The 23,452-nt window shown below is 52.7% G+C and carries 23 protein-coding genes; 8 read left to right on the forward strand and 15 right to left on the reverse strand.

Translation table 11 applies throughout. The features are described 5' to 3' along the window. Positions 1-14 precede the first annotated feature (14 nt). From ACN2TU_RS16740 to ACN2TU_RS16760, 5 genes are all read right to left on the reverse strand, one after another. Positions 15-719, reverse strand: coding sequence for an ABC transporter ATP-binding protein (locus tag ACN2TU_RS16740; protein ID WP_435156919.1), 705 nt, complete (start codon positions 717-719; stop codon positions 15-17). A 112-nt stretch (positions 720-831) separates the two neighbouring features. After that, on the reverse strand, positions 832-1,587 hold the full coding sequence (locus ACN2TU_RS16745; RefSeq protein WP_435156920.1) for an ABC transporter ATP-binding protein: 756 nt from the start codon (positions 1,585-1,587) through the stop codon (positions 832-834). Then, positions 1,584-2,627 carry a branched-chain amino acid ABC transporter permease gene (locus tag ACN2TU_RS16750; RefSeq protein ID WP_435156922.1) on the reverse strand — a complete coding sequence of 348 codons (1,044 nt, stop codon included), beginning with the start codon at positions 2,625-2,627 and terminating at the stop codon, positions 1,584-1,586. Before ACN2TU_RS16750 ends, ACN2TU_RS16745 begins: the two co-directional genes overlap by 4 nt. Next, on the reverse strand, positions 2,624-3,538 hold the full coding sequence (locus ACN2TU_RS16755) for a branched-chain amino acid ABC transporter permease (protein WP_435156923.1): 915 nt from the start codon (positions 3,536-3,538) through the stop codon (positions 2,624-2,626). Before ACN2TU_RS16755 ends, ACN2TU_RS16750 begins: the two co-directional genes overlap by 4 nt. Positions 3,539-3,540: 2 nt before the next feature. After that, positions 3,541-4,836 (reverse strand): ABC transporter substrate-binding protein, encoded by a 1,296-nt coding sequence (locus tag ACN2TU_RS16760; RefSeq protein WP_435156925.1) that lies wholly within the window; start codon positions 4,834-4,836, stop codon positions 3,541-3,543. Between the two features lie 455 nt (positions 4,837-5,291). Here ACN2TU_RS16760 and ACN2TU_RS16765 point away from each other — a divergent pair, with 455 nt between their 5' ends. Beyond that, entirely contained in the window at positions 5,292-5,531 is a 240-nt protein-coding gene (locus ACN2TU_RS16765) for an amphi-Trp domain-containing protein (RefSeq protein WP_435156927.1), read from the forward strand. A 480-nt stretch (positions 5,532-6,011) separates the two neighbouring features. After that, positions 6,012-6,224, forward strand: coding sequence for a hypothetical protein (locus tag ACN2TU_RS16770; protein WP_435156928.1), 213 nt, complete (start codon positions 6,012-6,014; stop codon positions 6,222-6,224). Between the two features lie 98 nt (positions 6,225-6,322). Here ACN2TU_RS16770 and ACN2TU_RS16775 read toward each other — a convergent pair whose 3' ends face one another. Both ACN2TU_RS16775 and ACN2TU_RS16780 read right to left on the reverse strand, forming a co-directional pair. Beyond that, a complete protein-coding gene (locus ACN2TU_RS16775) occupies positions 6,323-7,537 on the reverse strand; it encodes a glycoside hydrolase 5 family protein (RefSeq protein WP_435156929.1) in 1,215 nt (404 codons plus the stop codon). Between the two features lie 78 nt (positions 7,538-7,615). Next, positions 7,616-9,094 (reverse strand): ArnT family glycosyltransferase, encoded by a 1,479-nt coding sequence (locus ACN2TU_RS16780; RefSeq protein ID WP_435156931.1) that lies wholly within the window; start codon positions 9,092-9,094, stop codon positions 7,616-7,618. 550 nt (positions 9,095-9,644) lie between these two features. On the opposite strand from ACN2TU_RS16780, the gene ACN2TU_RS16785 reads away from it, so the two are divergent. Beyond that, positions 9,645-11,084 carry a hypothetical protein gene (locus ACN2TU_RS16785; RefSeq protein ID WP_435156932.1) on the forward strand — a complete coding sequence of 480 codons (1,440 nt, stop codon included), beginning with the start codon at positions 9,645-9,647 and terminating at the stop codon, positions 11,082-11,084. A 14-nt stretch (positions 11,085-11,098) separates the two neighbouring features. On the opposite strand, the gene ACN2TU_RS16790 is transcribed toward ACN2TU_RS16785, so the two are convergent. Beyond that, positions 11,099-12,358: an ABC transporter substrate-binding protein gene (locus ACN2TU_RS16790; RefSeq protein WP_435156933.1), complete on the reverse strand. Its 1,260-nt coding sequence runs from the start codon at positions 12,356-12,358 to the stop codon at positions 11,099-11,101. Between the two features lie 598 nt (positions 12,359-12,956). Here ACN2TU_RS16790 and ACN2TU_RS16795 point away from each other — a divergent pair. The 4 genes from ACN2TU_RS16795 (at position 12,957) to ACN2TU_RS16810 (ending at position 16,744) form a co-directional block, all read left to right on the forward strand. Beyond that, the gene (locus tag ACN2TU_RS16795; protein ID WP_435156934.1) at positions 12,957-13,643 is read left to right on the forward strand and encodes a helix-turn-helix domain-containing protein; all 687 of its coding nucleotides are present in this window, start codon (positions 12,957-12,959) and stop codon (positions 13,641-13,643) included. A gap of 410 nt (positions 13,644-14,053) precedes the next feature. Beyond that, positions 14,054-15,277 (forward strand): RNA-guided endonuclease InsQ/TnpB family protein, encoded by a 1,224-nt coding sequence (locus tag ACN2TU_RS16800; protein WP_435156935.1) that lies wholly within the window; start codon positions 14,054-14,056, stop codon positions 15,275-15,277. A gap of 423 nt (positions 15,278-15,700) precedes the next feature. Then, a complete protein-coding gene (locus tag ACN2TU_RS16805) occupies positions 15,701-16,126 on the forward strand; it encodes an NUDIX hydrolase (RefSeq protein ID WP_435156937.1) in 426 nt (141 codons plus the stop codon). 189 nt (positions 16,127-16,315) lie between these two features. Next, a complete protein-coding gene (locus ACN2TU_RS16810; protein ID WP_435156939.1) occupies positions 16,316-16,744 on the forward strand; it encodes a hypothetical protein in 429 nt (142 codons plus the stop codon). A gap of 176 nt (positions 16,745-16,920) precedes the next feature. Here ACN2TU_RS16810 and ACN2TU_RS16815 read toward each other — a convergent pair whose 3' ends face one another. Both ACN2TU_RS16815 and ACN2TU_RS16820 read right to left on the reverse strand, forming a co-directional pair. Continuing rightward, on the reverse strand, positions 16,921-19,014 hold the full coding sequence (locus ACN2TU_RS16815; RefSeq protein ID WP_435156940.1) for an alkaline phosphatase PhoX: 2,094 nt from the start codon (positions 19,012-19,014) through the stop codon (positions 16,921-16,923). A 174-nt stretch (positions 19,015-19,188) separates the two neighbouring features. Beyond that, a complete protein-coding gene (locus tag ACN2TU_RS16820) occupies positions 19,189-20,172 on the reverse strand; it encodes a hypothetical protein (RefSeq protein ID WP_435156942.1) in 984 nt (327 codons plus the stop codon). Between ACN2TU_RS16820 and ACN2TU_RS16825 the strand changes: the two genes are divergently transcribed. After that, complete coding sequence (locus ACN2TU_RS16825) at positions 20,140-20,382, forward strand: hypothetical protein (RefSeq protein ID WP_435156944.1); 243 nt, start codon at positions 20,140-20,142, stop codon at positions 20,380-20,382. The genes ACN2TU_RS16820 and ACN2TU_RS16825 overlap by 33 nt on opposite strands. 199 nt (positions 20,383-20,581) lie before the next feature. Here ACN2TU_RS16825 and ACN2TU_RS16830 read toward each other — a convergent pair whose 3' ends face one another. The 5 genes from ACN2TU_RS16830 to ACN2TU_RS16850 form a co-directional block, all read right to left on the reverse strand. Next, on the reverse strand, positions 20,582-20,980 hold the full coding sequence (locus ACN2TU_RS16830; protein ID WP_435156945.1) for a DUF5518 domain-containing protein: 399 nt from the start codon (positions 20,978-20,980) through the stop codon (positions 20,582-20,584). Positions 20,981-21,324: 344 nt separating this feature from the next. Further along, the gene (locus ACN2TU_RS16835; protein ID WP_435156946.1) at positions 21,325-21,675 is read right to left on the reverse strand and encodes a helix-turn-helix transcriptional regulator; all 351 of its coding nucleotides are present in this window, start codon (positions 21,673-21,675) and stop codon (positions 21,325-21,327) included. A gap of 824 nt (positions 21,676-22,499) precedes the next feature. Continuing rightward, positions 22,500-22,928 (reverse strand): hypothetical protein, encoded by a 429-nt coding sequence (locus ACN2TU_RS16840; RefSeq protein WP_435156947.1) that lies wholly within the window; start codon positions 22,926-22,928, stop codon positions 22,500-22,502. A gap of 90 nt (positions 22,929-23,018) precedes the next feature. After that, positions 23,019-23,258, reverse strand: coding sequence for a DUF8119 family protein (locus ACN2TU_RS16845; protein ID WP_435156948.1), 240 nt, complete (start codon positions 23,256-23,258; stop codon positions 23,019-23,021). Further along, the gene (locus tag ACN2TU_RS16850; protein WP_435156949.1) at positions 23,239-23,451 is read right to left on the reverse strand and encodes a hypothetical protein; all 213 of its coding nucleotides are present in this window, start codon (positions 23,449-23,451) and stop codon (positions 23,239-23,241) included. The genes ACN2TU_RS16845 and ACN2TU_RS16850 overlap by 20 nt, the downstream gene beginning before the upstream one ends. Position 23,452: the final 1 nt, after the last annotated feature.

A 23,452-nucleotide genomic window follows, 5' to 3' on the forward strand; every position in this document is an offset into this window, starting at 1 on the left:
TCACTAAACGATAGTCAGCCACCGAGGAACTGTCGCCGAACCTCTTCGTCGTCGAGTAGTTCGTTTCCAGAGCCCTCGTAACGGTTCTCACCCTGCGCAAGCACGTATCCACGGTCACAACGCCGAAGAGCTTTCTTTGCGTTCTGTTCAACCATCAGGATAGCTGTTCCGGCGTCGTTGACCGCGTCAATGCGGTCGAACATCTCAGTAACCAGATCCGGCGCGAGGCCAGCCGAGGGTTCGTCCAATAACAGGAGGTCTGGATCTAGCATCAGTGCACAGCCCATTGCAAGCATCTGTTGCTGACCACCGGACATGGACCCAGCCTTCTGGTCGAGGCGTTGGGATAGGATTGGAAAACGATCGAAGATGGCCTGTCGCCTCTCGTCGGGCATATCATCGAGAATGTATGCTCCGAGTCGGAGATTCTCCGTGACAGTCAGTGAGGGAAAGATGTTCTCGTTCTGGGGAACGTAGCTCAGTCCTTTGTGAATGACTGACTCTGGAGGAAGGTTTGTAATATCAGCGCCGTCAAAGGTAATGGATCCCCCTTGGCGGTCGGCGAGGCCAAAGATTGCCTTCATTGCAGTAGATTTACCGGCACCGTTTGGACCGACGATAGTAACATACTCGCCTTGTTCGACATGAAGGTCGATGTCAGAGAGTACCTGGAGGTCACCATAGCCGGCATCGAGTTGTGAGACTTCGAGCAATGTCACACTACAACCTCCGCCTTTGAGCTGGCCTCAACAGGTATCTGTGACCGCCAGTCGGTGATCTCTAGTTGAAGTCGAGTTTCGGTGCAGTCGTGGGGGTATTGTGCATACATAATTACTCTCCGAGATACGCTTCGATAACACGCTCGTCCGACAGAACTTCGTCGGGAATGCCCTCAACGAGGAGGCGTCCCTGTTCGAGAACGACCAGATGATCGACCAATTCGGTTAAGGTCTCGAGTTCGTGTTCGATGAGGATGATTGTCATACCATCGTCGTTGAGAGCGCGGATACGATCGGCGATTTCACGAGTCAACGTAGGGTTGACCCCTGCGAATGGTTCATCCAGCAGGAGAAGATCCGGTTCGAGCATTAAAACTCGAGCCAATTCCAGTAATTTTCGTTGACCACCTGAAAGGTTGCTGCTATACTCATCGGCGAGGTGGTCGAGTTCAAACGCTTCAATCAGTTCGTCAGCCCGATCACGAACCATGTTTTCTTGTTTCTTCATCCCATCCGTGTGCAATAATGCAGGAATCGTATGTTCGCCGGATTGGTCGGGTGCTGCGAGCCGTACATTGTCGCGAACCGTCATCGTTTCCAGTTCCCGTGTGTGCTGGAAGGTACGAACCATTCCTGTCTGAGCCAGTTTTTCGGGGGAGTCACCAGTAACATCGTTGCCGTCGAATGTAACCTGACCATCGTCGGGGAGGACAACGCCACTAACACAGTTGAAAAACGTCGACTTTCCCGCGCCATTTGGCCCCATTACACCGACAAGTTCCCCCCGATCGACTGAAAGTGAGAGGTGATCAAGCGCGCGAAGACCACCAAATTCCTTGACTAGGTTCTCAACCTCAAGTAAGCTCATGAATCGACCCCCAGCTCTTTCGCATCTCCCCAAATACCGGCTGGCCGATAGCGGATGACCAGTATCAATATGATTCCAATGAGGATGAGTCGGATAGATGCAAACGCATCAGCCGACACTGGAGCAATATCAAGTGCAAACCGCGACATCAATCGAAGGCCCATGATAATCGCGAGACCTGCCAAGACCGCACGGTTATTACCAGCTCCTCCTAGCAACATTCCAATCCAGACGGTTACCGTGACCTGAATGGTAAAGAACCCTGGAGCAACCGCACCGTTATAAAGCGCAAATAGGCCACCAGCAAGGCCAGCAAGTGCGGCACCGTAGACAAACGCTTGCATCTTATAGGTGAACGTCGGCTTCCCAACCGACCGTGTGACTAACTCATCTGCGCGGATCGCTCGCAACACCCGGCCATACGGCGCGTCGGTCAACCGTGTAATAATCGCAAATATCACCATGGTAAAACCACCAAATAGCAGTATGGTTGCGAGCAGTGTGGTATCACTACCACTGGCAACATCTTTCACTGGCTGTGGCACGCCCAGAATGCCGACGTTCCCTCCGAATATGTTTCGGAAGTTGACAAACAACGTGTGGAATATCTCGGCAGTGGCAAGGGTAGCGATAGCCAGAAAGTCATCACGCAGGCGAAGAGACGTAGCACCAACGATAGCACCGAGCAGTGCCGCGACGACTATCCCAACTACCAGTGCCAAGGGCCACGGGTAACCTAAGCCGATACCGGCGAAGGTATCCTGGGCCGACAGCATCGCTACCGAGTATGCACCGACAGCGAAAAAGACCACGTGACCGAAGTTGACGAGACCGGTGTGGCCGTATTGGAGATTTAGTCCCAGAACCAATATGCCATACATCGTGAACAGAATCCCGACTTCGAAAAAGACAAAAAATCCGTCAGGGAGCGTCGTACGCAGGGGTGTGAGCGCGAATATCGATGCCAGCAGAATACAGACACCACCCAATAAAAACGCCCGTCCTGAGTCATCCCGTGGGAGTCGATCGATGAGGCTCACGCTTCCCGCACCTCTTGGCCGGCAATACCGCTCGGTTTGATGAGCAAGACGACGATGAGGAGGAGGAATGCTACGGCTGACGAGATGCCGGTCATTCCCGAGGGAAGAAACGCCACCGACAGCGCCAACACGATGCCGATGATGTACGACCCTGCAATGGCACCGTATGGACTTCCGGCACCACCAAGGATGGCGGCGGCCAATATTTGGAGGATATGGTTGAACCCTGTCCCAGCGCTGACATTCGTTTGGATACCGATAAGCACACCTGCTAGTCCCGCGAGTACTCCAGCTAGTATCCAGACACTATCCCGAATCATCTGTGTGTCGATACCGCGGATGCGAGCCAAATTCTCATCGTCACCCATTGCACGCATCGCGATTCCTATGTCGGTACGGGTCAACAACGTGTGAAGCGTGAGGAAGACGATAATTGCGCTTCCGATAACCACGAGCTGTTGGGAAGTAACGAAAAGATCACCGAGGAGATCTACCGATCCGATCGAGAAATCCGGCAGGTTCTCGAACCGGAATGTTGTCACTTGGGTGTCAAAATAGCGACCACTTCGGCCTGCAGTCAGACGGATAGCATTCCGCAATACTAGTCCCAATCCAATAGAAGTTAGCAACATCGGCACAGGGCCAGTGTTGTTGATAGGAGTGAAGAATACTCGAGCGAGGATGAGACTGGCAAGACCGCCAGCACCCATCGCGATAAGCACTGCGATTGGCAACGGGAGTGGAAGCGAGCTAGCGGTAACGACACCGACAAACGCTCCGATAGTAAGGTATTCGCCGTATGCGAAGTTTATCATGTTTACAATACCGTATATCAGGGTAAAACCGATTGCTGCGATGGCGATATACGAACCGGTTACAAGCCCAAAGATGATATTTTGTGCGAGTCCCATGCTCAGTACTCGTCTTCGCTGACGAACTTGCGAAGTTCTTTCGCTGGGATGACTTCTTGCTGGGTGAACTTGCCATTCATTGCGGCGTTGATATTCACCGATCCAAATACATTTCCGAACTTGGTGAAAGTCATAGATGTTGCAGCACCACGGTAAACAATCTCCTTGTCATTCCCTAACGCTTTCTTCCCTTCAGCAAATGTGCTGACTTCAGTGCCGTTCCCTCGAGTGACCGGTCCGAGATTTTTCTCAATGGCCTCCGCACTCGCCTCACCAGCACGTTCAGTGGCTAGTGCAGTCACCTGAATTGCGTCCCAGGCCGGGGCTGTCCACGCGTTGATTTCAGCGTTACCGTCGGCTTTTTTGTAGGCGCTTTGGAAGGTATCGTAGCTCGGGCCGGACTGGCCAGGACTAGCTGCCCATGCCCCATTGAGATCACTTCCAACCTGTTTAGCAAGGTCATTCTGTGAAAGTGGATCTGAGAGGATAGGCTGTTTACCGTAGCCGCCGTCTGCCCAGTCAGACAATAGCGTAATCGCATCTTCCAGAGGAATGCTTACTGCAAATGCACTAAAGTTGCTTCCGAATAGGCGGTCGAGTGCAGACTGGTAGCTCGACCCCCCTTGGCTGACTTCGACCTGCTTTGTGACGGTTCCTCCACCGTTTTCATATGCAGTCTTAAATCCGTCAGCCCAGCTTCGTGCCCCCTCTGAGTTACCGTTTATAATTCCGATCTTGTCATGGTTTTGCTCAAGCGCGCGTTTTGCAGCGCCAGCGGTGTGAACAGTGTCGCTTATCACAGTTCGCCAGACCCAGCCGTCATCATCGATATTCTTCGGCGTTCCTTTGTCACCACCGCGAGTGTCAAGGAAGTTCGAACCCGGCCAGGGAGTCACAATCGGTGTCTGTTGTTCTTGCAGAAAGTTAAAGAGCGGATTGATTTCACTAGAAAACAGTCCAAGCAATGCTACCGCGTCGTCGTTTTCAACGAGTTGGGTGACTACTGATCTGGCTTCCTGTGGGTTGACAGCCGTATCACGTCGAACTACCTTCAGTTTTGAATCTAACGGTCCTCCAGCGTCGTTAATGCCCTGAAGTGCGACATCAGTCGCTTGGGAAACACCAGGTTGGAGAAAGTCCCACTGACCAGTCTGCGCTGCAGGTTGGCCGAAGACGATTTCCCCCGATCCACCACTTCCTCCAAATCCAATACAGCCCGCTGTAGCAGTAAGTCCGCCAGCGCCAGCGAGTTTAAGAAACGACCTGCGCTTCACCCGGTCCGTGGCATTTGATATCATCACACCAGGGTGGTCAAACCTGAGACATATAACTTTACCTCTTGTGGTTGGTCGAGTAGTTCCTTTTACCAATATTTTTATCACTATAATATTTATATCAAAAGAATTAATGTAGTATCACATGCGACACTTTCAATCAGAGAGGGAGTGGCTGAGATACTATGGACTGTGACAGAGAGTGAACGCAACGAGCAAACGCGACACGCAGGGGAAGCCAGCGACGTCGATATTTGTAGCGTGATTCGTGAGTCCGACTTTCTAGCAGTGACCGCCCGATAGGATGTTGATACGGTTGTAATGGAATGGCGGCCAGTTCATTATCGCCTCAAATAAACGTCCATGGGAGAAACTGTCGCGTGAACCGTCATAGATTCCGGATTTTGGGTTGGTGTTCGTTTGTACCCGAATCTCTTGCCCAAAACATCTATTCGAGTGGTTTGAGATATAGGCATCTGATGGCCGAAAAAACACTTCATGAGGAGAAAATTTCACGAGAAGAAGTAGCCGATCGGTTGCAAGCAATTGCCCACGAACTTCGAGAAAATGGGGACGCAGATATCGATGTTGGCAACAAGACGGTGACGCTCTCACCACCGGACGCTGTCGCCTATGAAATCAGCACTCGTGAATCGTCGTCTGTGCTCCGTGGGAATCGCGAATCAGTGACGATTAAATTGGATTGGAAACCTGAATAGTAGGGCTGTCGTGTATCGTCGTCAGGGTTTTATATAAAATAAAATTTATAAAGAGATGGAATTAAAATCCCCGGCCTTCAGGACGGGGAGGATTCAAGGATTCTTTAGTTCAATATAATATCACAGTCCCAGTTGGTTCGAACTCCCCGCTCCGAACCACTTTGTGCTACTGGAAACTAAAATGTTTAACAACGCATTTGCATGATCGTCTTGACGTCGCATAGTCGTAAACGGATGGGTTTTCTGCTGTCCGAATATGGTGTGGTTTTCGATGTCCGTGACAATAAATATCAAAAAATTTTCCCACGACTCGAGTGTTCAAATATTGGGGCTATTAATTAAATAACAAATCAGCGGAATCAATCACCGTTACTCGCGCTTCTTGACCTGATTACTCGCTATATGCTCTAATATATGATGGTTTGATTGTTGGTTAAAACAGGGTAAAGAATTAGTGGTTCTCGACCAAATACCGGGACAATGTCAGAGGCACGAGATCAGTTAGAACAGAAGCTGAACAATAGACTCGCGGCTCAAAGTACAACCCAGCAAAACCGGGAAATCATCGGCCTCCTGTGTACCACTATTCAGACCCTCGGGGAGGAAATAGATGAATTGGAGGAGCAACTGGCCGAAGTACAGGAAAACGTAGAACAGGAGCAAAAGAAGCGAAAATGGTACACAGAGCGATGAGACACGAACGACCGTAGCCTGCGGGGTTGCGGACGGTTCAAGCGACGGCCGTCGTTGCACAGGAGAGAATGCCGAATACGGGCTGCAATCGAACCCGATCACCGCGGATACGGTTCGGATCGTGGGTATCTCGAGGGCAGTAATCCGGCCATCCAGTCCGGATACTCCTTTCGTTCGGTTCCCTCGAACGAGGAGTCACCGGACATCGCTGTAATCGCCCGAGCGTCATCCAAACTCCAGACGGCACCATCCTCATGAAAGAGTCCGTTTACCATCCCTTGGTGACGGAAGTGTAACTCGGAGGCCGGTCGGAGCATCAGCGACCAAAAGAAGTTGCCGATATTTGTGGTCTGGAGTAGTCGAGCCAGCGATGAATAGTCCGGAAACCGTGCTTCGCCGTCGAGATCAGCAAAGAACCCCTCTCCCGGCCGAATTCGTTGCCACTCGGACAGCCACACGGGGGCTTCGTATTTCGATTGGATATGTTTCGCCTGTCGAAGTGCTCGGCGGAAATGGGACGGGGATTGCGCAAAGTTGTAGTGAAATTGCAAAACGTCCATCCCCCACTCCAGATAGTCGGTATTGTTCGTGAGACTCGTGGATCCGATTGTCAGCGGAATCGAACCACGGTGGAGGGTAAATAGCTCCGACATTGCTTTGACAAAGCGTTTGCGTTCAGGTCTCCACCCCGGTTCGTTCGAGAGTTCGATCGCAAGCAATCGGGAGTCGTCACTGTATCGTCTCATAAACCACAGTATAAAATCGCGAGGGTTGTCCCAGAGGGATGGATTCCGCATCGTCCGGGTCGATGGGGAATACGTTTGCACGCCGGCATGTAAATCGGAGCCGAGCAGGTTATCGAGCGTCGGTTCCTCGCCGATACTGTCGAACAGACCGAGGAGAACACGAAGCCCATGGGCATCCGCAGTCTCCAGAAAGTGCTCTAGTTTTTCGCCGTGTGCCTCGCGGTCTTCAAGCCAATACTCGTAGCTAAGCCACGTTCGAATCGAATTCAAGTTCAGGCGAGCTGCGTAGCCGAGGTCACGTTCGATGACATCGGGGTCATACTCCCGCCACATCTGAAAACGGTTGAACGCACGCGTCGGGACGTAGACTGCACCGCGGACATCGACAGGAGCGGTGTTTGAATCCTGAGACCGAAGTTGCGATGCCCCGGCAGATCGCAGTCGCGGAGATGCTTGTTTCGAATCGCCCTCTTTTGACGCATGATGAACCGCACTCACAGCGGAACCGGCGGTGTACGTCGTTGCACTTAGTTCGAGAAACCGGCGGCGACTAAGCCAATCATCCATTCCTAGTGGAGCGATAGTGGAGTCGAATTATAAAAACTGTTGCCAAGAAAAATACAGGAATGGGTGTTTCCTCGGCGCTCAGTCCGTATCGAGAGTTCGAACGATGAGTACGCCGTCGTTCTCGTGTACAATGCGATATCGATCGCTTCGTTCGAGCGACAGATGCATCTCGTCGGGTTGGTCAGCAGTCTGTCCGCGAACCGTATATCGACCTTTCGGGATATAGAGATAGTCCGGTTGTCCGGGTTGTGACCGGAGATTGTTCGTCAAACATCGGGCAGTGTGACACTCGGAGAGAGTAATATAGGACTCCTTCTGGCGCTGATACGCGTCCGGTGACTTCCACTCGACGCCCCACGGACCGACAAGAATCGTCCGTTCTGAAAAATACGGAAACCACTCCGCGGCATCGCCGAGAACCACGAACTCCGTATCGGTTGCCGTTTCCGAACGTACCCATTCCATCGCTTCTGTATCCTCGTGATCGATGAACGCTGGCATCGACGATTGGCTCCCTACCGAGTGCCCTCCGACGAACAGGATACCGAGGCACGCAAGCAATCCGAGTACGAGTGCCGGAACTGCAACGTGTGATGTGACCGTCCGATTTGACTTCCGAAGTCGGGTGTGAAGCGTCGGCACGATATCAGTCAGTCCGACGGTGATGATCATAACACCAGGAATGAACGCGAATCGTATCTCGTCCATCAAGAAAACCGAGATCCCGAACCAGAAAGGGAGGAAATACTGCCGTCTGGTACCGAAGTAATAGAGTCCAAAACAGAGGAGTGTATACCACAAAATAACGGCGGGAAAGCTGACGAAGGGATCAGTAAGTCGTTCGAAAAACATTATTACGCCCGCACCCAATCCACCATGAGTTCCAGCCGCCGATGTAAAAGCAGAAACGCCGTGGGATGTCGCAACCTGTGCAATCCAGGGCCCTGCGATCATCAATCCACTTCCAGCGACGATACTACCGCTGAAAAATCCCCTAAGCGACCGGTTTTCAACGAGGAAAAAGAGGAGATAGCTCACACCGAAAAAGAGCGAATATGTCGGGTGAAGTAATAGAATCATGCCGAAAAGAACTGACGCAGCAACCAGGGTGGATCGTTTTCCATGGCGGAATAATCGAATGCCAACATACAGCCCCGTGAGGAGAACGAAGAACGCAGGTGCACGAACGATTCCGCCAGCCGAGAGATGCCATTGAAGCAACATGGGAGTGACGGTGGCGATAAGGGCCGCGATACCCGCTCGCCGTGGCGATGGAAGACATTCGCGAGCAAGAAGATAGTACGGAATGAAAGCGATGGACGTTATACCGGCTGGAATCACACGCGTAACTTCGAGTGGCTGGACACCGGCATCGAGGAGGAGCGCGGTAGCGTAGAACGCGAGCGGGGGATATGCAAAAGGAATGCCGCCATGTGTATACCCAGCCACCTGTTTTGGAAGTGCATAGTTTTGGCTCATGATGGTCTCGGCTGTCTTAAGAAAGAGACCAGCACCGTACGCAGGATATGGATGGGTGAGGAGATAGATACTGCTCACGAAAAGGGACGTCGCGAAAATGAAGATGATTCTTCGGTATCCGCTGAAAAGGGTGGACAAGAAACCCTCATAGAGTCTGTTGAAGACAGTCTCCAATCGTTCCTGATATTTGTCAGTATCCGCTCTTGTGTTACTCATTATGAATGCTCGTCAGTTATTTATATAGGATATCCTAATTGTAATAGGGATTATGGCCAATATGGTGACCGATCTACCGAAGTGTGCGTTCGAACGAACGAGATGAACTACGTCAATAGGATTGGTGCCTTCAGGGAAGTCCATAACATAGAAGATGGTGCCACGATTATTGAAAATTTGACCCACCAAACCGATCATCAAGATGCAAATTGATTTACTTAATTCTGACTACAAATACGAGAATATAAATGAATGGTTATTGGAGTATCTCTGGCTTACGCCCGCTCTTTTCATCTCTATTCTGGCATACAGTAGCTATCTCGCCACACATCAGTTTCCGGCCTTCGGCGGTGGACTCTTCCTCTCTATCTCAGAACAGATAGCGAATAACGGATATCAATTCCCTCGCGTCGTGCCCCAATACACGGCGAACGGAGTTCCGTTCGCGTATCCACCGCTGGTTTTTTACAGCCTTTCGGCTCTCCATGGTATCCTGGGTGTCGATTTGTTCACGCTCTCCCGCTATCTCCCGGGAGTCATCACTATCGCAAGTTTAGTGCCGTTTTATTTACTTTCCAAACTGTTGCTACAGACGCCAAAGCGAGCCGGGTTGGCGAGTTTCGTTCTCGCAGTGACGCCAGCGTTCGTTCGATGGCACTTCTCCGCAGGCGGTATCGTTCGAGCACCAGCGTTCTTTTTTTCGCTCGCCGGACTGTACACGGCCTTACGTCTCTTCAAAACCGGTTCCCGTCGCTGGATCGTTCCGACGATCGTCTGGTTCACGCTGACCGCACTCACTCACCCGGAGTATACCGTGTTTCTTACCATCGGTATCGTCGTGTTTACCGTTACGTACGCTCCGACGGTTCGAGGATTCACGGACGCGGCCCTCGTCGGTATCTGTGGCGTTATTCTGACTGTCCCCTGGTGGGGCAGGATCATCTCCATCTATAGTCTCGATAACCTCGTTTCGGCATCGAGTACGCACGGTGGTATCGGAGGGGGTCTCGGTGTCGTCGTAGACGCCGTGTTTACCCAGCAGCAACTGTCAGCGGGAATTTCCCCATCTCCGAATCTATTCGGTGTGGTTCTTCTTTCCCTGTGGTATGCGATTCCGGCCGCTGGGGTCGTATATTTACTCGCAGATCGTCGGCTCTTTCTTCCGTCCTGGCTTCTCCTCGTTGGTGGGACGACCGGTGAGACCCGATTCATCGCTGTGGTCGGATCGCTGGTGACGGCCGTATTTATTCTCGATGGTGCCGTACCATGGATTGCACAGCGGATAGAACCGGTTTTATCTCGACAACACACACTTACTGCGATTCTCCTGGTGCTTTCACTCCTTGGGGCAAACGTCACGACTCTGTATGTCTCCGGGTCGGTGAACGAGTACGAGGGGAGCAATTCGATGCCTTCGTTCATCGATGAAGAGGATTACGCCGCGATGCAGTGGGTGCAACGGAACATCGAGCCATCTGCCGAGTTCATGGTCATTGGCGATGCCGCAGAATGGTTTCCGTATCTGGCGAATCGGACAAACGTCGTCGGTCCGTGGGGCGTCGAATGGGAGCGGAGTTCGGTCGCATACCAGTGGCAACACACGGCATATCAGCGGATATCCACAGTCACAAATGTCGATGATTTGGATAAAAATATCGCGCTTACCGAAACGAATCCGGACTACATCTACGTGCCGAAAGGCGCGTACACGGTGTATGGGCGCAAGTACAAGCAGCAGCGAGCATTCATTACGGAACTGAATCGATCCAACGAGTATCAACAGGTATACCAAAATCGGGGCGTCGTTATCTACGAACGCAAGCCGGACATCCCCGCTTCGAACAATGGATAGAACATCGTTTTTGCTCAATCGAACATTGTTAGAATCTTCTGTGTCGTCTGCTCGACATCCCAGGTCGAAGTGAAATCCTGCATCGCGTTGGTCAGATTAGCCCGCGATGCGGGTGGAACTGCCAGTCCGTGTGCTATCGACGGGAGTCGGCTATTTGTATCTCGAAATCGCTTCATTTGGCGACGATAAAAGGGGCCATATCCCGCTTCCGGCACATCCGTCCTCGGCGGAATCGAACCTCGATTCTGCGTAAATCGCTGTTGGGCTTCGACCGAACTAACGTACTGCAGGAATTTGGGAAGTGCCGTCGTAGCGGAACTGTTCTTCGGAAACGGAAATGAATCCATACTCAGCAGGTACTGATCGTTTGTCCCGGGAAACGCAACACAGTTCCAGTCGGTTTCGAACTCAAAGTCGTCGTTTCGAAATGCCGCCGCCGCCCAATCACCTTGGTGGAAGAAAGCAACGTTCCCGTTTTGAAACCGTTTTGCTGCTTCGCGCCAGTTGGACGAAACGATACCGTCGGGGGACTGTTCATGATATTCATCGACAATGCGGAGCGACTCCCTCACCGCTCGCTCGTTCGACTGCATTTTCTCGTTGACGATAGATTGGTGCGTCTCTACACCAAATTCGCCCAGCAACACCGATTCCCATAGTTCCAGTGTTGGCCAGACGTTTTTCGTCGCGTGGACGACCCCTCTATGATCCGTCGACTCTTCGATTATTTGCGCGGAGTTCACCAGCGCACGCGGCGTCTGAATGGTTCGTGGATCGATACCCACCTCGTCCATGATTTCGACATTGTAGAAAAGATTGTTCAGATTGCTAACACTCAATGGGACGGCGACGAACGATCCGTCGATTTTGGAAAGCCGTTTCGATACCGGTGAAAACGCGTTCCAATCCATCTCTTCGAAATCGATTCCGTTTTGGAGACGTTGGAGAACCCCCGCATCTACATACGTTCGCAGGTTTTGCCCCGACCAGGATTGCCACGAGTCGGGAGGATTGTCGTCGATGATCCGCTTTTTTACCGTTGTCTGTAGATCGCCGCCGCCCCGACCTGCAACCCCCTGTTCGTCGACTTCTACATCGGAATGGAGTTCCTGAAACCCTTCGAAGAGTGACGTAATCGCATCTTTTTCACCGGCATTAGTCCAGGAATGCTGGATTTCGAGCGAGGAGGGTTCGTCTTGCGTTTTTTCTTCGGTCGTTGTTTTTTCGACGTCGTTCCGATCAGATGAGCAACCGGCAAGACTAGTGATTCCCACTACGCTCGCTACAGCCGATTTGAGACAGACCCGACGCGTATACATAGAGGCTATTGATTAGATAAGCGGGTGCGTATGTATTAAACTTCCATATCTGCCGGTTGGGGTTGTATCCGATTTCGTGACTCCTCCCCAAATTGTGAGGCAATATCCTTACCGTTTCCGTACATATCTGTCCATCAACGGATGTCGTGCTGAGCGATCGGTACAGGTGCTAACGGAGGCCGCTGATGCGAATGAACGGATGATGGAAAACAAGGTTCGGTTTCGAGCTGTACTCACGCCGTGAACTCAATTCAATTTCACGGAGATTTTAACGTACTGTGAATGGTCTGTATTCCCTTTTCTCGGCGTTATCGGTGCTTCTGATTCCTAGTTAGTAATACTGAACAGTGTTACTAGATAGTCTGTATAGTCAGTTTTCCTAGTAAATGGCGTGGGAGAATACGATGTTGCCTCTCAGAATCGGCCGAATGCTAGTTTTGGGAAGCCAGAAGGGTTGAACCACTGTGACGGAGGTCTCATCAACTCTGTGGGTCACAACACAACTTTTCTGAGAAGAGAAATGAACTGTGCCATTGCGAGCGTACCTCCCTCAATGACCATTGAGATTGACCTTCGTATCGACGCCGAGGAATTCGCTTTCGGACAAGTCTTTCAGACGATGTCCGGCCTGCGCATCGAATTTGATCGCATCGTCCCGATGGGACGTGAAGATGAGTTCCTTCCGTTCGTGTGGGTTGCGGCCACTGAAACGGCACCGAACCCGGAAGAAATCGAAAGTGCATTCGCTGAAAGTCAAGACATCACGGAATTCAATCTGTTGACTACCGTCGAAGAAAAACGATTAAATCGGCTTCACTGGGAGCCAGCAGGCACGAGCTTACTTGAGGGTGTACGCCAGACAAAGGGAACGATCGTCGGGGGATATGGTGAGCACGGGGAATGGATAGTACGCCTCCGGTTCGGCACGCAGGCCGACCTCTCTCGATTCGACGAGTACTGCCAGACGCACGAGATCCAGTTTACCCTCGATAAATTACGGGACATCTATCCGCCTGACGTGACTCGGCTTGGGCTCACCCCTGAGCAATTGGAAGCGATCCGTGCTGCATACAATCAGGGATATTACGAAATTCCTCGCCGATCCTCGCAGCAAGATGTCAGTCGATTGCTCGGAATTAGTCACCAAGCCGCATCTGAACGGCTCCGCCGAGCAAACAAGAAAATCATCGAACAGTCGTTAGCCCCTTTTCTACACGATGAGACGGAGGAAACGGAATAGATCCATGAACGTGGTTGGGTTCTGATTTTTGACACAGGTAAGCAGACACCAATACGACTCCCGTTCTGTCGTGAAGATAGGCTAATCCGAATTGCTCCAATCTTGTCATACGGCCGCGTGATTTTACCTGAAGCAGGCGCTAAGGCCCCTTCCTCAAGGAGCGACCGAAGGGAGCGAGTAGGGAGGGGATACAGCGCCGTCATCATCTGTTCATACACTGTTCTGTTGCAGTCCCACAGGCCCACGCAATCGAAGCATCCAATACGCACTCCATGCAATACATGCATACAGTGAAACGGAAGACAATCAACATCCGCGAAGACCAAGACGAGTGGATTCAGGACAATCACCTGAATCTCTCGTCATTCATCCGCGAGAAATTGGACGAACTTATTGAAGAACGTTCATAGATGAACTACAACTACAGGTACCGTCTCAGGCCGTCAGACGCACTCCAAGAGCGGTTAGCGGAGACTGTCGATACCTGTAGACAGGTCTACAACCACTTCCTCCACCGGCTGAATCGGAACGACGACACCTCCGCGTACTCCGAACAGAAGCGGCTTCCCGACCTCAAGAAGTGGTGGAGTGACCTGAAACAAGTCCACTCGAAGGTGCTACAAAAGGTCGTGCAACGCCTATACGACAACCTCTCGACGCTTCGCGGTCGAAAACAGAACGGCCACCGAGTCGGGACGCTCAAGTGGAAGGGAGACGGCGAGTACCGTTCGTTCACCTACAGTCAATCCGGCTTCGAACTCAAGAACACGAGTGGTCGGACGAAACTGTGGCTCTCGAAAATCGGTGAAATCCCGCTCACCTTCCACCAAGACCTCCCCGACGACGCCGACATCAAGACCGTCACGGTCAAGCAGGAACCGACCGGCAAATGGTACGCTATCCTCGACGTCGAAACCCCAGACGACCCGCCGGGGAAGCCGGAAGTGCCTAGCAAGTGCGTCGGTATCGACGTTGGTATACTCAGGTACGCCCACGACACCGACGGGATCGCCGTGGGGTCGCTCGACCTCTCGGACGAACGCGAGCGACTGGAACGCGCCCAACGCGACCTCTCGCGGAAGGAACACGGGTCGAACAACTGGGAGGAACAGCGCCGTATCGTGGCCGAACGCCACGCCGACCTCAAGCACAAGCGCCGGGATTTTCTCCACAAGTTGTCGAACCACTATGCCCGAGAATACGACCTCGTGGCCGTAGAGGACCTGGACGCCGCCGGGTTAGTTGAACTGCCGGGCAACTCTCGAAACCGCGCTGGCGCGGCGTGGGGAACGTTCCTCTGTATGCTTAAGTACAAGTGCGAGCGCGAAGGAACGCACTTCGTCGCGGTCGAACCAGCAGGAACGACCAAGGAGTGCGCGGCGTGTGGCGTCGAAACAGACAAACCGCTGTGGGTCCGTGAACATTCCTGTCCGTCGTGCGGGTTCACCGCTGACCGAGACTGGAACGCGGCATGGAACATTCTTTCTCGCGGTATCAAGCGGTTAGGAGAGGGACGCTCCGAATCAACGCCTGTGGAGACTGCGCTCCCTACGGGAACCACTACGGTTCCTGCAAAGCGCGTCGTCGAAGCAGGAAGCCCCACCCTCAAGCGCGAGCCGTCAGGCGAGCGGTAGGGTGCGGTAGTTCACGCTTTCTTCGGGAACCGCTTGGTTGCGAGCAGTTTGGCATTTCAGTCCTCGAATGCGAGGCAGGGTGGACTGGAAAAGAACACGCACACGTTGACCGCGAACATGAGGAAGTATACCTCCTTATCGACGGGAGTGCAACGGTGAAGAGGTACCAATGGAGAGTGGTGATGCACTTCGGCTTCCACCGGAAGCCACGCGCCAAATTCGAAACGGCGATACTGAGTCACTGTTCGTCCTTGCTGGCGCGCCATGAAACACTCGGATCACCGACAACCGAGCTAGTTCGAAGCCCCACCACTGGTCATCGCGGTACTGCGATATGGTACGTAAATTTGATTGTATTCCTTTAATCTGACTACCCCACATAGACAGAAGAGCTTTAAGCAAAATTGTTGTTGTATAGTGGCTATGGGGGAAGAATCAGGAACATATGTCCGGAAATCTTGTGCCTATATTACGCGACGTGGCCGCGAACTGCTCGTCTTCGAAAGTCCGGAACACGACGGATTGCAGGTGCCAAAAGGAACCATCGAACCCGATGAAGACCCCCGCACGGCGGTAGTGCGGGAAATCGCGGAGGAAAGCGGTCTCGGCGAAGTCGGGACGCCGACTCACCTAACGACTGATGTATGGACGCGCCGAAAGTCGCCGCTAAAGCGGTATATCCGGCATTTTTTCCACACGACCGTTCGCGAGCCACGCGACCACTGGACTCATATCGTCACTGGAAACGGTGATGAAACCGGTCTTGAGTTCGAATACTCGTGGATTGAACTGCCGTCGTCCAGCGAGTTTGCATTGGCATTGGACGACTACGTCCATCTCCTCGGGTAATCAGAACCACCCTTTGGAATTCTTTCGGAGACTAATCCACGTCAGCATCAGACACTATACCAAGAATTCACATGATTTGGATATGATGGTATCCCAAAAGTACTAATGATGATCCCACCATCATATTACCGTCAGACAACCAATCTTCACTCGTTCTGACGTCGAACGAACCACCGTACATCATGCACTATGTCTGGATTCAATCAGAGCACTACTCACGCGGAGCACGAATCGATTTACAGAGAATATTTATTAGAGGTTCGAATCGTCGCTGTAGAACACTCCGATGGAGGACAGACTCAGTACCGGTTCGAAGCACCAAGTCACACCGAGGTTCTGTTCGAAAGTCAGGAGATGGCGGAATTGTATGCCGACGTCTATTTTGACGTGAACGGTTTTGAGGAGGCGGGAACGGGTGAGCGTGGTGTTCCCCCCGAGATAATTCAGGCTGGCCGTGATACACTAGCGGCGTACTTCCTCACTCAACCATATTCGGATATCAACTGGGTCGCTTCGTTCTACGGTAAAAAGCCGTCTGAAATAGAACGATACGTCGCTTCGGTTCGAAAACGTGCCCAGGAGATTCGCGAGGGTGCAAAAGAAAGAGGAATGGAATAAGAGTTGCTCGGATTTTCCACGAGACTCCGTTCATAATTGTCTGTCAGAGAGTCCGGCGTCAATTGTATCGTTCGACGGATTCGAGCACGTTTCGTCTCGACAGGTGTGAAATTGCAATCTCGTTCGAGTCACACCAAAAAAGAGTCGCTCATTCGACGTTGTGAGAGCTTTCTTCTCTAGGTATCTGATTCACCCTCATCCGACTCGTCGTCTCCGCCATTTCCGTGTCGGCGACCAGAGTCCTCACTTGGATCGTAAACGTACATGCAATCGTTGCTGTACGAGCGCCCGAACTTGTCCGCATCTTCACAGCAGAGAACGCGACCGTCGTCCATCACATAGATATTATCGACGTTGATGAGGGCATCATCCGCGATGGCGGCTGGGTCGCTCGCATCCGGGCCCACGATGACGGATTCGAGCGTCGAAACGTTGTAATCGTCTTCAAGAGTGCCCCGGTAAACGACTCCACCATCGACGCGCCCTAATTGGATGTCTCCCTGGTCGTTGGCCATGTCGTCGTTGAGTTCGGAGATGGCAAAGTAAATGTCGTCGCCCGGACCGGCATCATCGTGGCTGTCGACTCCTTCAGCCTTGTTGAACTCGATGGTCGCGCCAATCTCCTTGGCGGCTGCACGAGTTTCGAGGAATGGCACCTTTCGGAGTTCTTCGTCGACGCCCCCCGGTCCATCACGCTTGTACTGCGTTGCCCACTCCAGGATCTCTTGGTTCGAGATATAGTTCCGGTTACCGTTCTCAATTACCTCTCTGTCGGCCTCTTCGAGTGCCGTTGGCAGGTCATCTTCCCAATCGGTGGTAGCGTGAGTTTCCAGATAGTCCGCTTGGGTGATGTCGTCGTAGGCACTGATCCAAGCTTCAATTTCGCGGTTGGTGGCGTGACCCAATTCCATCCACTCGAGTTTGAGATCGACGTCGGCGGGTGGATTCTTCTTTGCAGCTTCTTCGTTGACTACTTTCGGAGCATAGAGGGTTCCTGCGATATCCATCGGATCTTCGTAGCTTGGGATCTCCTCGTCGGCAACGAACTTGTAAATGCCCTTGCTATCGCCGTCGGAGCACCCATAGACTGTTCGCAGGTCATTTTGGATGTCCGGTGCTTCCCATGCTGCGCGACCCATCACGTAGTACTTCACCGGCTGTGGTGTCTCCGCAGCGGGTTCGCGTACGTCAACGAAGTATCCGTACCGGTATGGATTCGGATAGCGGTCGGAAATCGGTGTCAGTGTATTCTGGTCGTCACAGGATTGATCGACTGGATCCGCACCGAGGTAGTAGGCAAGGAATTCGAGACCCGTCAAGGCCCAGTAGCCCTGGATGCTCCAGGATTCATCACCATAATACTGTTCGATGGCTTCCTGGATTCCGTTTGGATTCGGTCGATTCCAAAACTGACCTGCACCGATGAGACCTTTGCCGGTTCCCTGTTCTACGATATCTCCTACTGTTGCCGTGAGAGAAACGCGTGGATGAGCATAGTTTTCCTCCCCAGATACCATCGTGTTCCAGGGCGTGAGGTCGCCATAGCAATTGATTCTCGTCCCGCCGAGATCACGCAACGGCTCGGTGTTAGCGATGTTGATTGCGTTCTCCAAGTCGGCAGTCCACTCGCCGTTCGCTTCCTGAGCGAGCGGGATCCGCGAAATATTGCCCGGGCTGTTTTCCCAATTCGTGAACAGATATCCTTCTGTCCCTTCATCGTTTGTCGCGACGAACTGGTTACAGTCGGGATTGTACGCAGCGTCCCCATACTGGGTACCTGCGAACGATTCCAAGGTGATGTCCATTCCGTCTGGTGTTTGAGTAACGCCAAGTCGTTCGGTACCGCCGTTGATCAGGTCACCCCCTTGGGCAAGGAACTCGTAGTCACCGTTCGCACCTCGGACTGTGCCTTTTTCTTCGTTAGTTTGCGGCGTTGAGAGTTCCGAAAAGTCGTCATTGCTCCCATCCATAGTGAATTGGAATCCCTTAAAATATCCAATTCCTGACTCGTTGTACGGTGCAGGGTTATCCCGACTGGGATGTTGCAGGCTGTAGAGAGGAGTTCCGTCCCCAAAGACGAATGGGCCAGTAACTTCCGCACCGAATGCGGTCGATGAAAATCGCTTGAGTTCTCCTTTCACGGAGGGTGCTCGTGGCGTGTTTTTGTCTTTGTCTGCAGGAGGCGTGGTGCTCGCAACTCCGGAAACACTCGATCCGAGTGCTGCAGCTACTGACGTTGACATCAACTTCCGTCTGGTAAACTCAACCATGTATTATGGAACACTATTTTTAAGTAACATAAAATTTAGTGAGGAATATATTCTATAAATTAATTTATGTATCTGGTCGATTGAGGTGCGTTTGCCATCATGACATGGTGAGTGTCCTGGAATAACGAAAACAGGGATCAGTAAACAGGGGTTGGCTCAGTCGTCGCGACCGACTCAGATGGAACTGGTCGAACGCAGGTAGCCGAGTTCCGGTGCGACCTCCCAACGTTTGTCGAAGAAACCGGCGGCGCGACAGGCGTTCCACGACTGGTAGCGAATCGAGTCGTCGAAGACGGCGTTCGAGGACGGACGGCCGAACAGGACGAGGTTGTACTCGGCAATCAGCGACCGATCGACGGCGGTGTCCGGAATCACGGTGGCGGGTACCCGAGCGCGTTCCACGAGGCGCTGTGAGCGAACGTTCGCGAGATTGCGGTTGACGGCGGTTTCGGCGTTGCTTCCCCGAGTTCCGTAGACGAGCCGGTAGGGGTCGTGACGGATTTCCTTCAGCGGGCCGTACTGGTCTGGCATTTTTCGGAGACCACCCTGTCGCCATCGTCCACCTCGGAACGCGGATGGGCCGTCCTCGAGGTTCACGATGATACGTTTTTGATCACCTTTTCCGGGGAGCTTCACCGTCTCACCGTTCACCGTCGCGGTTGGTCTCCCACGAACCCGAACGTTTGCTTCAGTGAACGCTCGCGGGTCGATTGAAAGGACGGCGACGTTCTCGGTGTCGATACGGAGTCCGTCGCTCGAAATCTCGGCGTCCACCCGCGTCGGGGCGTGAACCGTCTCCTGTTCGTGTACCACGACCCAGTACTTCCGATGTTCTATCCGAAGGTTCGTCGTGAACAGATGGACGTGAGCGGGGTAGGGGTTCCGCGTGGTCGAGCGAAGGAATGTCCGGAGGTCGGGGTGGTTCACCGAGTCGTTCCCTTCGCCGATGCCCGGGTCCCACCAGTGGGGTTGACCGGGCACTTCGAGATACGCCACGTCCACGTCGGTAGGATCGGGATTCGAGTACCGCTCGCCGACGTCACCATTCACCGAGAGACCGCGATTCGCCAGCGCTCGGAGGTACGTTCGTGGATGAAGCGACGGGACGGACGTGTCTTTGCCGCCGTGAAGTGCGAATATCGGGAGCGTGCCGTCCACGGCGTTCTCGGTCTTCGGGAGCGCGAGGTTCTTCTGAAGGCTGCTCTCGGCGACCGCTTTGAGTCGGGGGAAGGTGTGAAGTCTGTCGTGGTCGAACCTCCCTCTGCGGCGGTGGTAGGTTCGACCGCCGCCAGTGCGGCGGCCCCGGCAACCGATTGGGTGAAGGCACGCCGAGTGAGTTCCGACCCCGTTACGTCCAACTTTGAATAATTGTTATTATTTGACATAATAATTTAATTCTATCGAACTATAAAAATGCTAAAATTAAATTAATTGCATGAACTGATTCGTAGGTTTATCCACCGTAGCAAATTTCGTCGCCGAAACGCCCTGTCGATCGCTACTTGAGCTCGCAACGACTACTGCTGTACTCCCAAATCAAAAGTTGTTAGCGACCGTTTACCGTCCCTTATCGGACGGTTTCGGTGGTTTCACGGGTTGGTTCGCGCCGTCCCTTCACCCAGCCGCCGATAGCGCCGGCGATGGCACCGGGAATCGCCTGTGCGATTAGCACGAACAGACCAAGCGCGAATCCCGTGAGCGCCGGGATGACACCGGCGAAGAGGGTTCCTGCGACACCCAACACGATGAGTAAGACGAGCCCACCGAGGACTGTGGCAAGTCCACCGTGGACAGCACCACGTCCGGCTCCGACTACCATGTAGCCGGCCACGAATCCACCGACGAGGCCGGGGAACGCTTGTGCCAACCCGGACATTTCCATCGGTGGGACGATCCATGCCACGAGTAGTCCGAGGACGAACGCGGTCAGGAATCCGGTTATTACTGCTCTCCAGTTGATCTCCATGGTCGTATGTAAGTAGGCGCCCAAACATGATAAATATGCTATAATAAATCCGCCTCATTGGAGTATTTACATTTCCATCCCCTGTGTTCACTCAGACATACAATTGGGCAGAAATAGTGACGATTGTTGGAATGAAATGAAAATTTTGGACGAATATTCGCTCACCCGACGCTACTTTCGCGGCGAACTGATCACGATGTTTTGTTCTCTTCAGTGGAAGGGAGTACCCGAAACAGTTGAACGCCGGTCGCACTACAGAATATTGCGTTTATCGGGGTTTTCGCCGGAGCGGTGACATTCACTGCGTCTGTTGCGCTTCGTTCGGAAAGGTGGACGATTCCGCATCAATAAGGGTCATGCAGTTTCACACCCGTGATTGTGATGATGTTTTTGCGCCCGACCTGTGTTTTCGTGATTACGTTTTCCGCCTCCAGCTCGGACAGTACTCGACTCACTTTCGACTTCGACCACCCGGTTGATTCGATTATTTCTTCTTGATACATCTTTTTGCCATTCGAAACGAGAAATTGGAGGATTCGAACGTCATCCGTAACGTATTCCGGTGCTTTCAGTCGATTAGAGTTCCCCCGTGATGACTTACTCCGTTCTTCCGTGGCATCCTTCTCGTGTTCGATACGTTGTTCGGGTTCAGTGTCTTTCGTTCGTGAAAGTACGAAGCCGAATCCGCGGTTCACCAGATGAATCACTGACATGGCAAGAAAGCGGATTCTAAACGGGGTTCATTTGCGCTCAACGAGTTGAATATCGGTCGCGTCGTCGAACTCGAAGCCGATTTCGGAGGGTCTGTGGGGTGGAGGGCTGGAACCAATTCAGTTTCAAACTCCATTTGTTAGTATCACCTGTGTGTAGTACGAATACTAAACACGGGTTGTAAATCTTTTTATCAAGTATTTTTAATGAAAAATAGCTATCTCGTCGGGAAGAAATAATCACTACTTGACTGTCGCCAATCTTGCAATATTCATAGATACCACAGCAGGAAACCCGCGACTTTAGGCGCGGGAGGAATGCGTTCGCTATCTGTACAACCGCTGTCTGTTACTTGCGACGGTTTCACCACATAATCGCAAGCATTAGTAGTGTTAGTAACGATTATCATGATAGTGCATAGAGTCCAAAACGGCCTCTTTGTACGGGCCTCCGTAGGCAGGCCCCGAACCACGAAACAATGACGGGAAGGATTGGGACACAAACCCCTCACGCGATACAACCCTCCGGGGTTGAATCGACAGACCCCAAGGACATGTGGAATTAAATCCGAGTGATCGCCGCCGATGGATCGGGATAAGCGGCCGACACAAGACAAGCCGACCCAGGTTAGGGGCGTAGCAGATCCTGCGTCCGTGTCGGAAGATTCTCGCCGGTGGTTCGCCCGTCTTGGGCGAGAGGAACGCGGAAGGACTGCGTTCCAAGGGCGTTGATTGGAGCCACTTCGTTGCCGAGGGTGTGTCTGAAACCTTATTGTGGGGGAATGCCACGTCCTTTAGGGCGTGGTAGCTTACTCGTCACCCCTTTGATCTTCGTCAAACCAAGCGGAGAATTCCAAGATGAAATCAATCTCCAATTCTACCAAGAGGAGAGCGATAAGCAAGCCGACGAGCAAAATCTGAACTGACTTGTCGAACACACCGAGGACTAAATTTTGCATCCCAAACGCAATCCACAACAGGATTTGAATACCGATGTACGGAATTCCGATCGCGTATAACAGTCGGCGAGAGAACGTCGTGAATAGCAATCCGACAGCACCGATAAATCCCAACCCAGCGAGCAGGAATGGAGCGAAGCCCGTCTCCCAATACAGATATAGATGGACGATACCTGTGATAATCGCCAATACTCCCCCGATTCGTTCAAACGTGTTGATCGACTCGACATCGATCTGTAGGCCGACAGTGTTCTTTTTGAGTTCTGCTGTGACCCCCATTGTTCCCCACGCTTAACCGTTGGCTCTCCAAAAACAAAACTCTGATTTCCCAACGCAACTGCCCAACTCCGAAAAGAAACGCCTCGAACGCTAGTTCTCGGCGTTAAGCGCCGCCTCGAGTGACATGAAGAAGCCGAAATATCCGGCGACGCCAGTGGCCAGCGACAGATGATATGCCCACGTTGGCCCCTGAAGTAGGTCAAAGAGGGCAGTTACGACTGCGACCCAAATGATGGCGAACGCGAGGTCGATGACCATACCGTCCCGGTGCTCGCGGACGTGGTCGAACAGGGTACCGACGAGCGGCACGTTACTCCCCCTCCCGGTCATCCGTTTCGTCGAACCGACCAGCACGACATCGGTCGATTTGATCGGTGCCGAGGCGTACCTCCATGGCGTCGGTATCGACGACGTGGGGTGTGTGTACGGTGTCACTGAACTGTTCCGTAATATCGAGCGGCGATTCGACCGCTAGCTCCTCGGGTTTGCTCCCGTCCGTGGGAATGAGGGTGCGTTCGTACATC

The sequence above is a fragment of the Haladaptatus marinus genome, assembly GCF_051194195.1.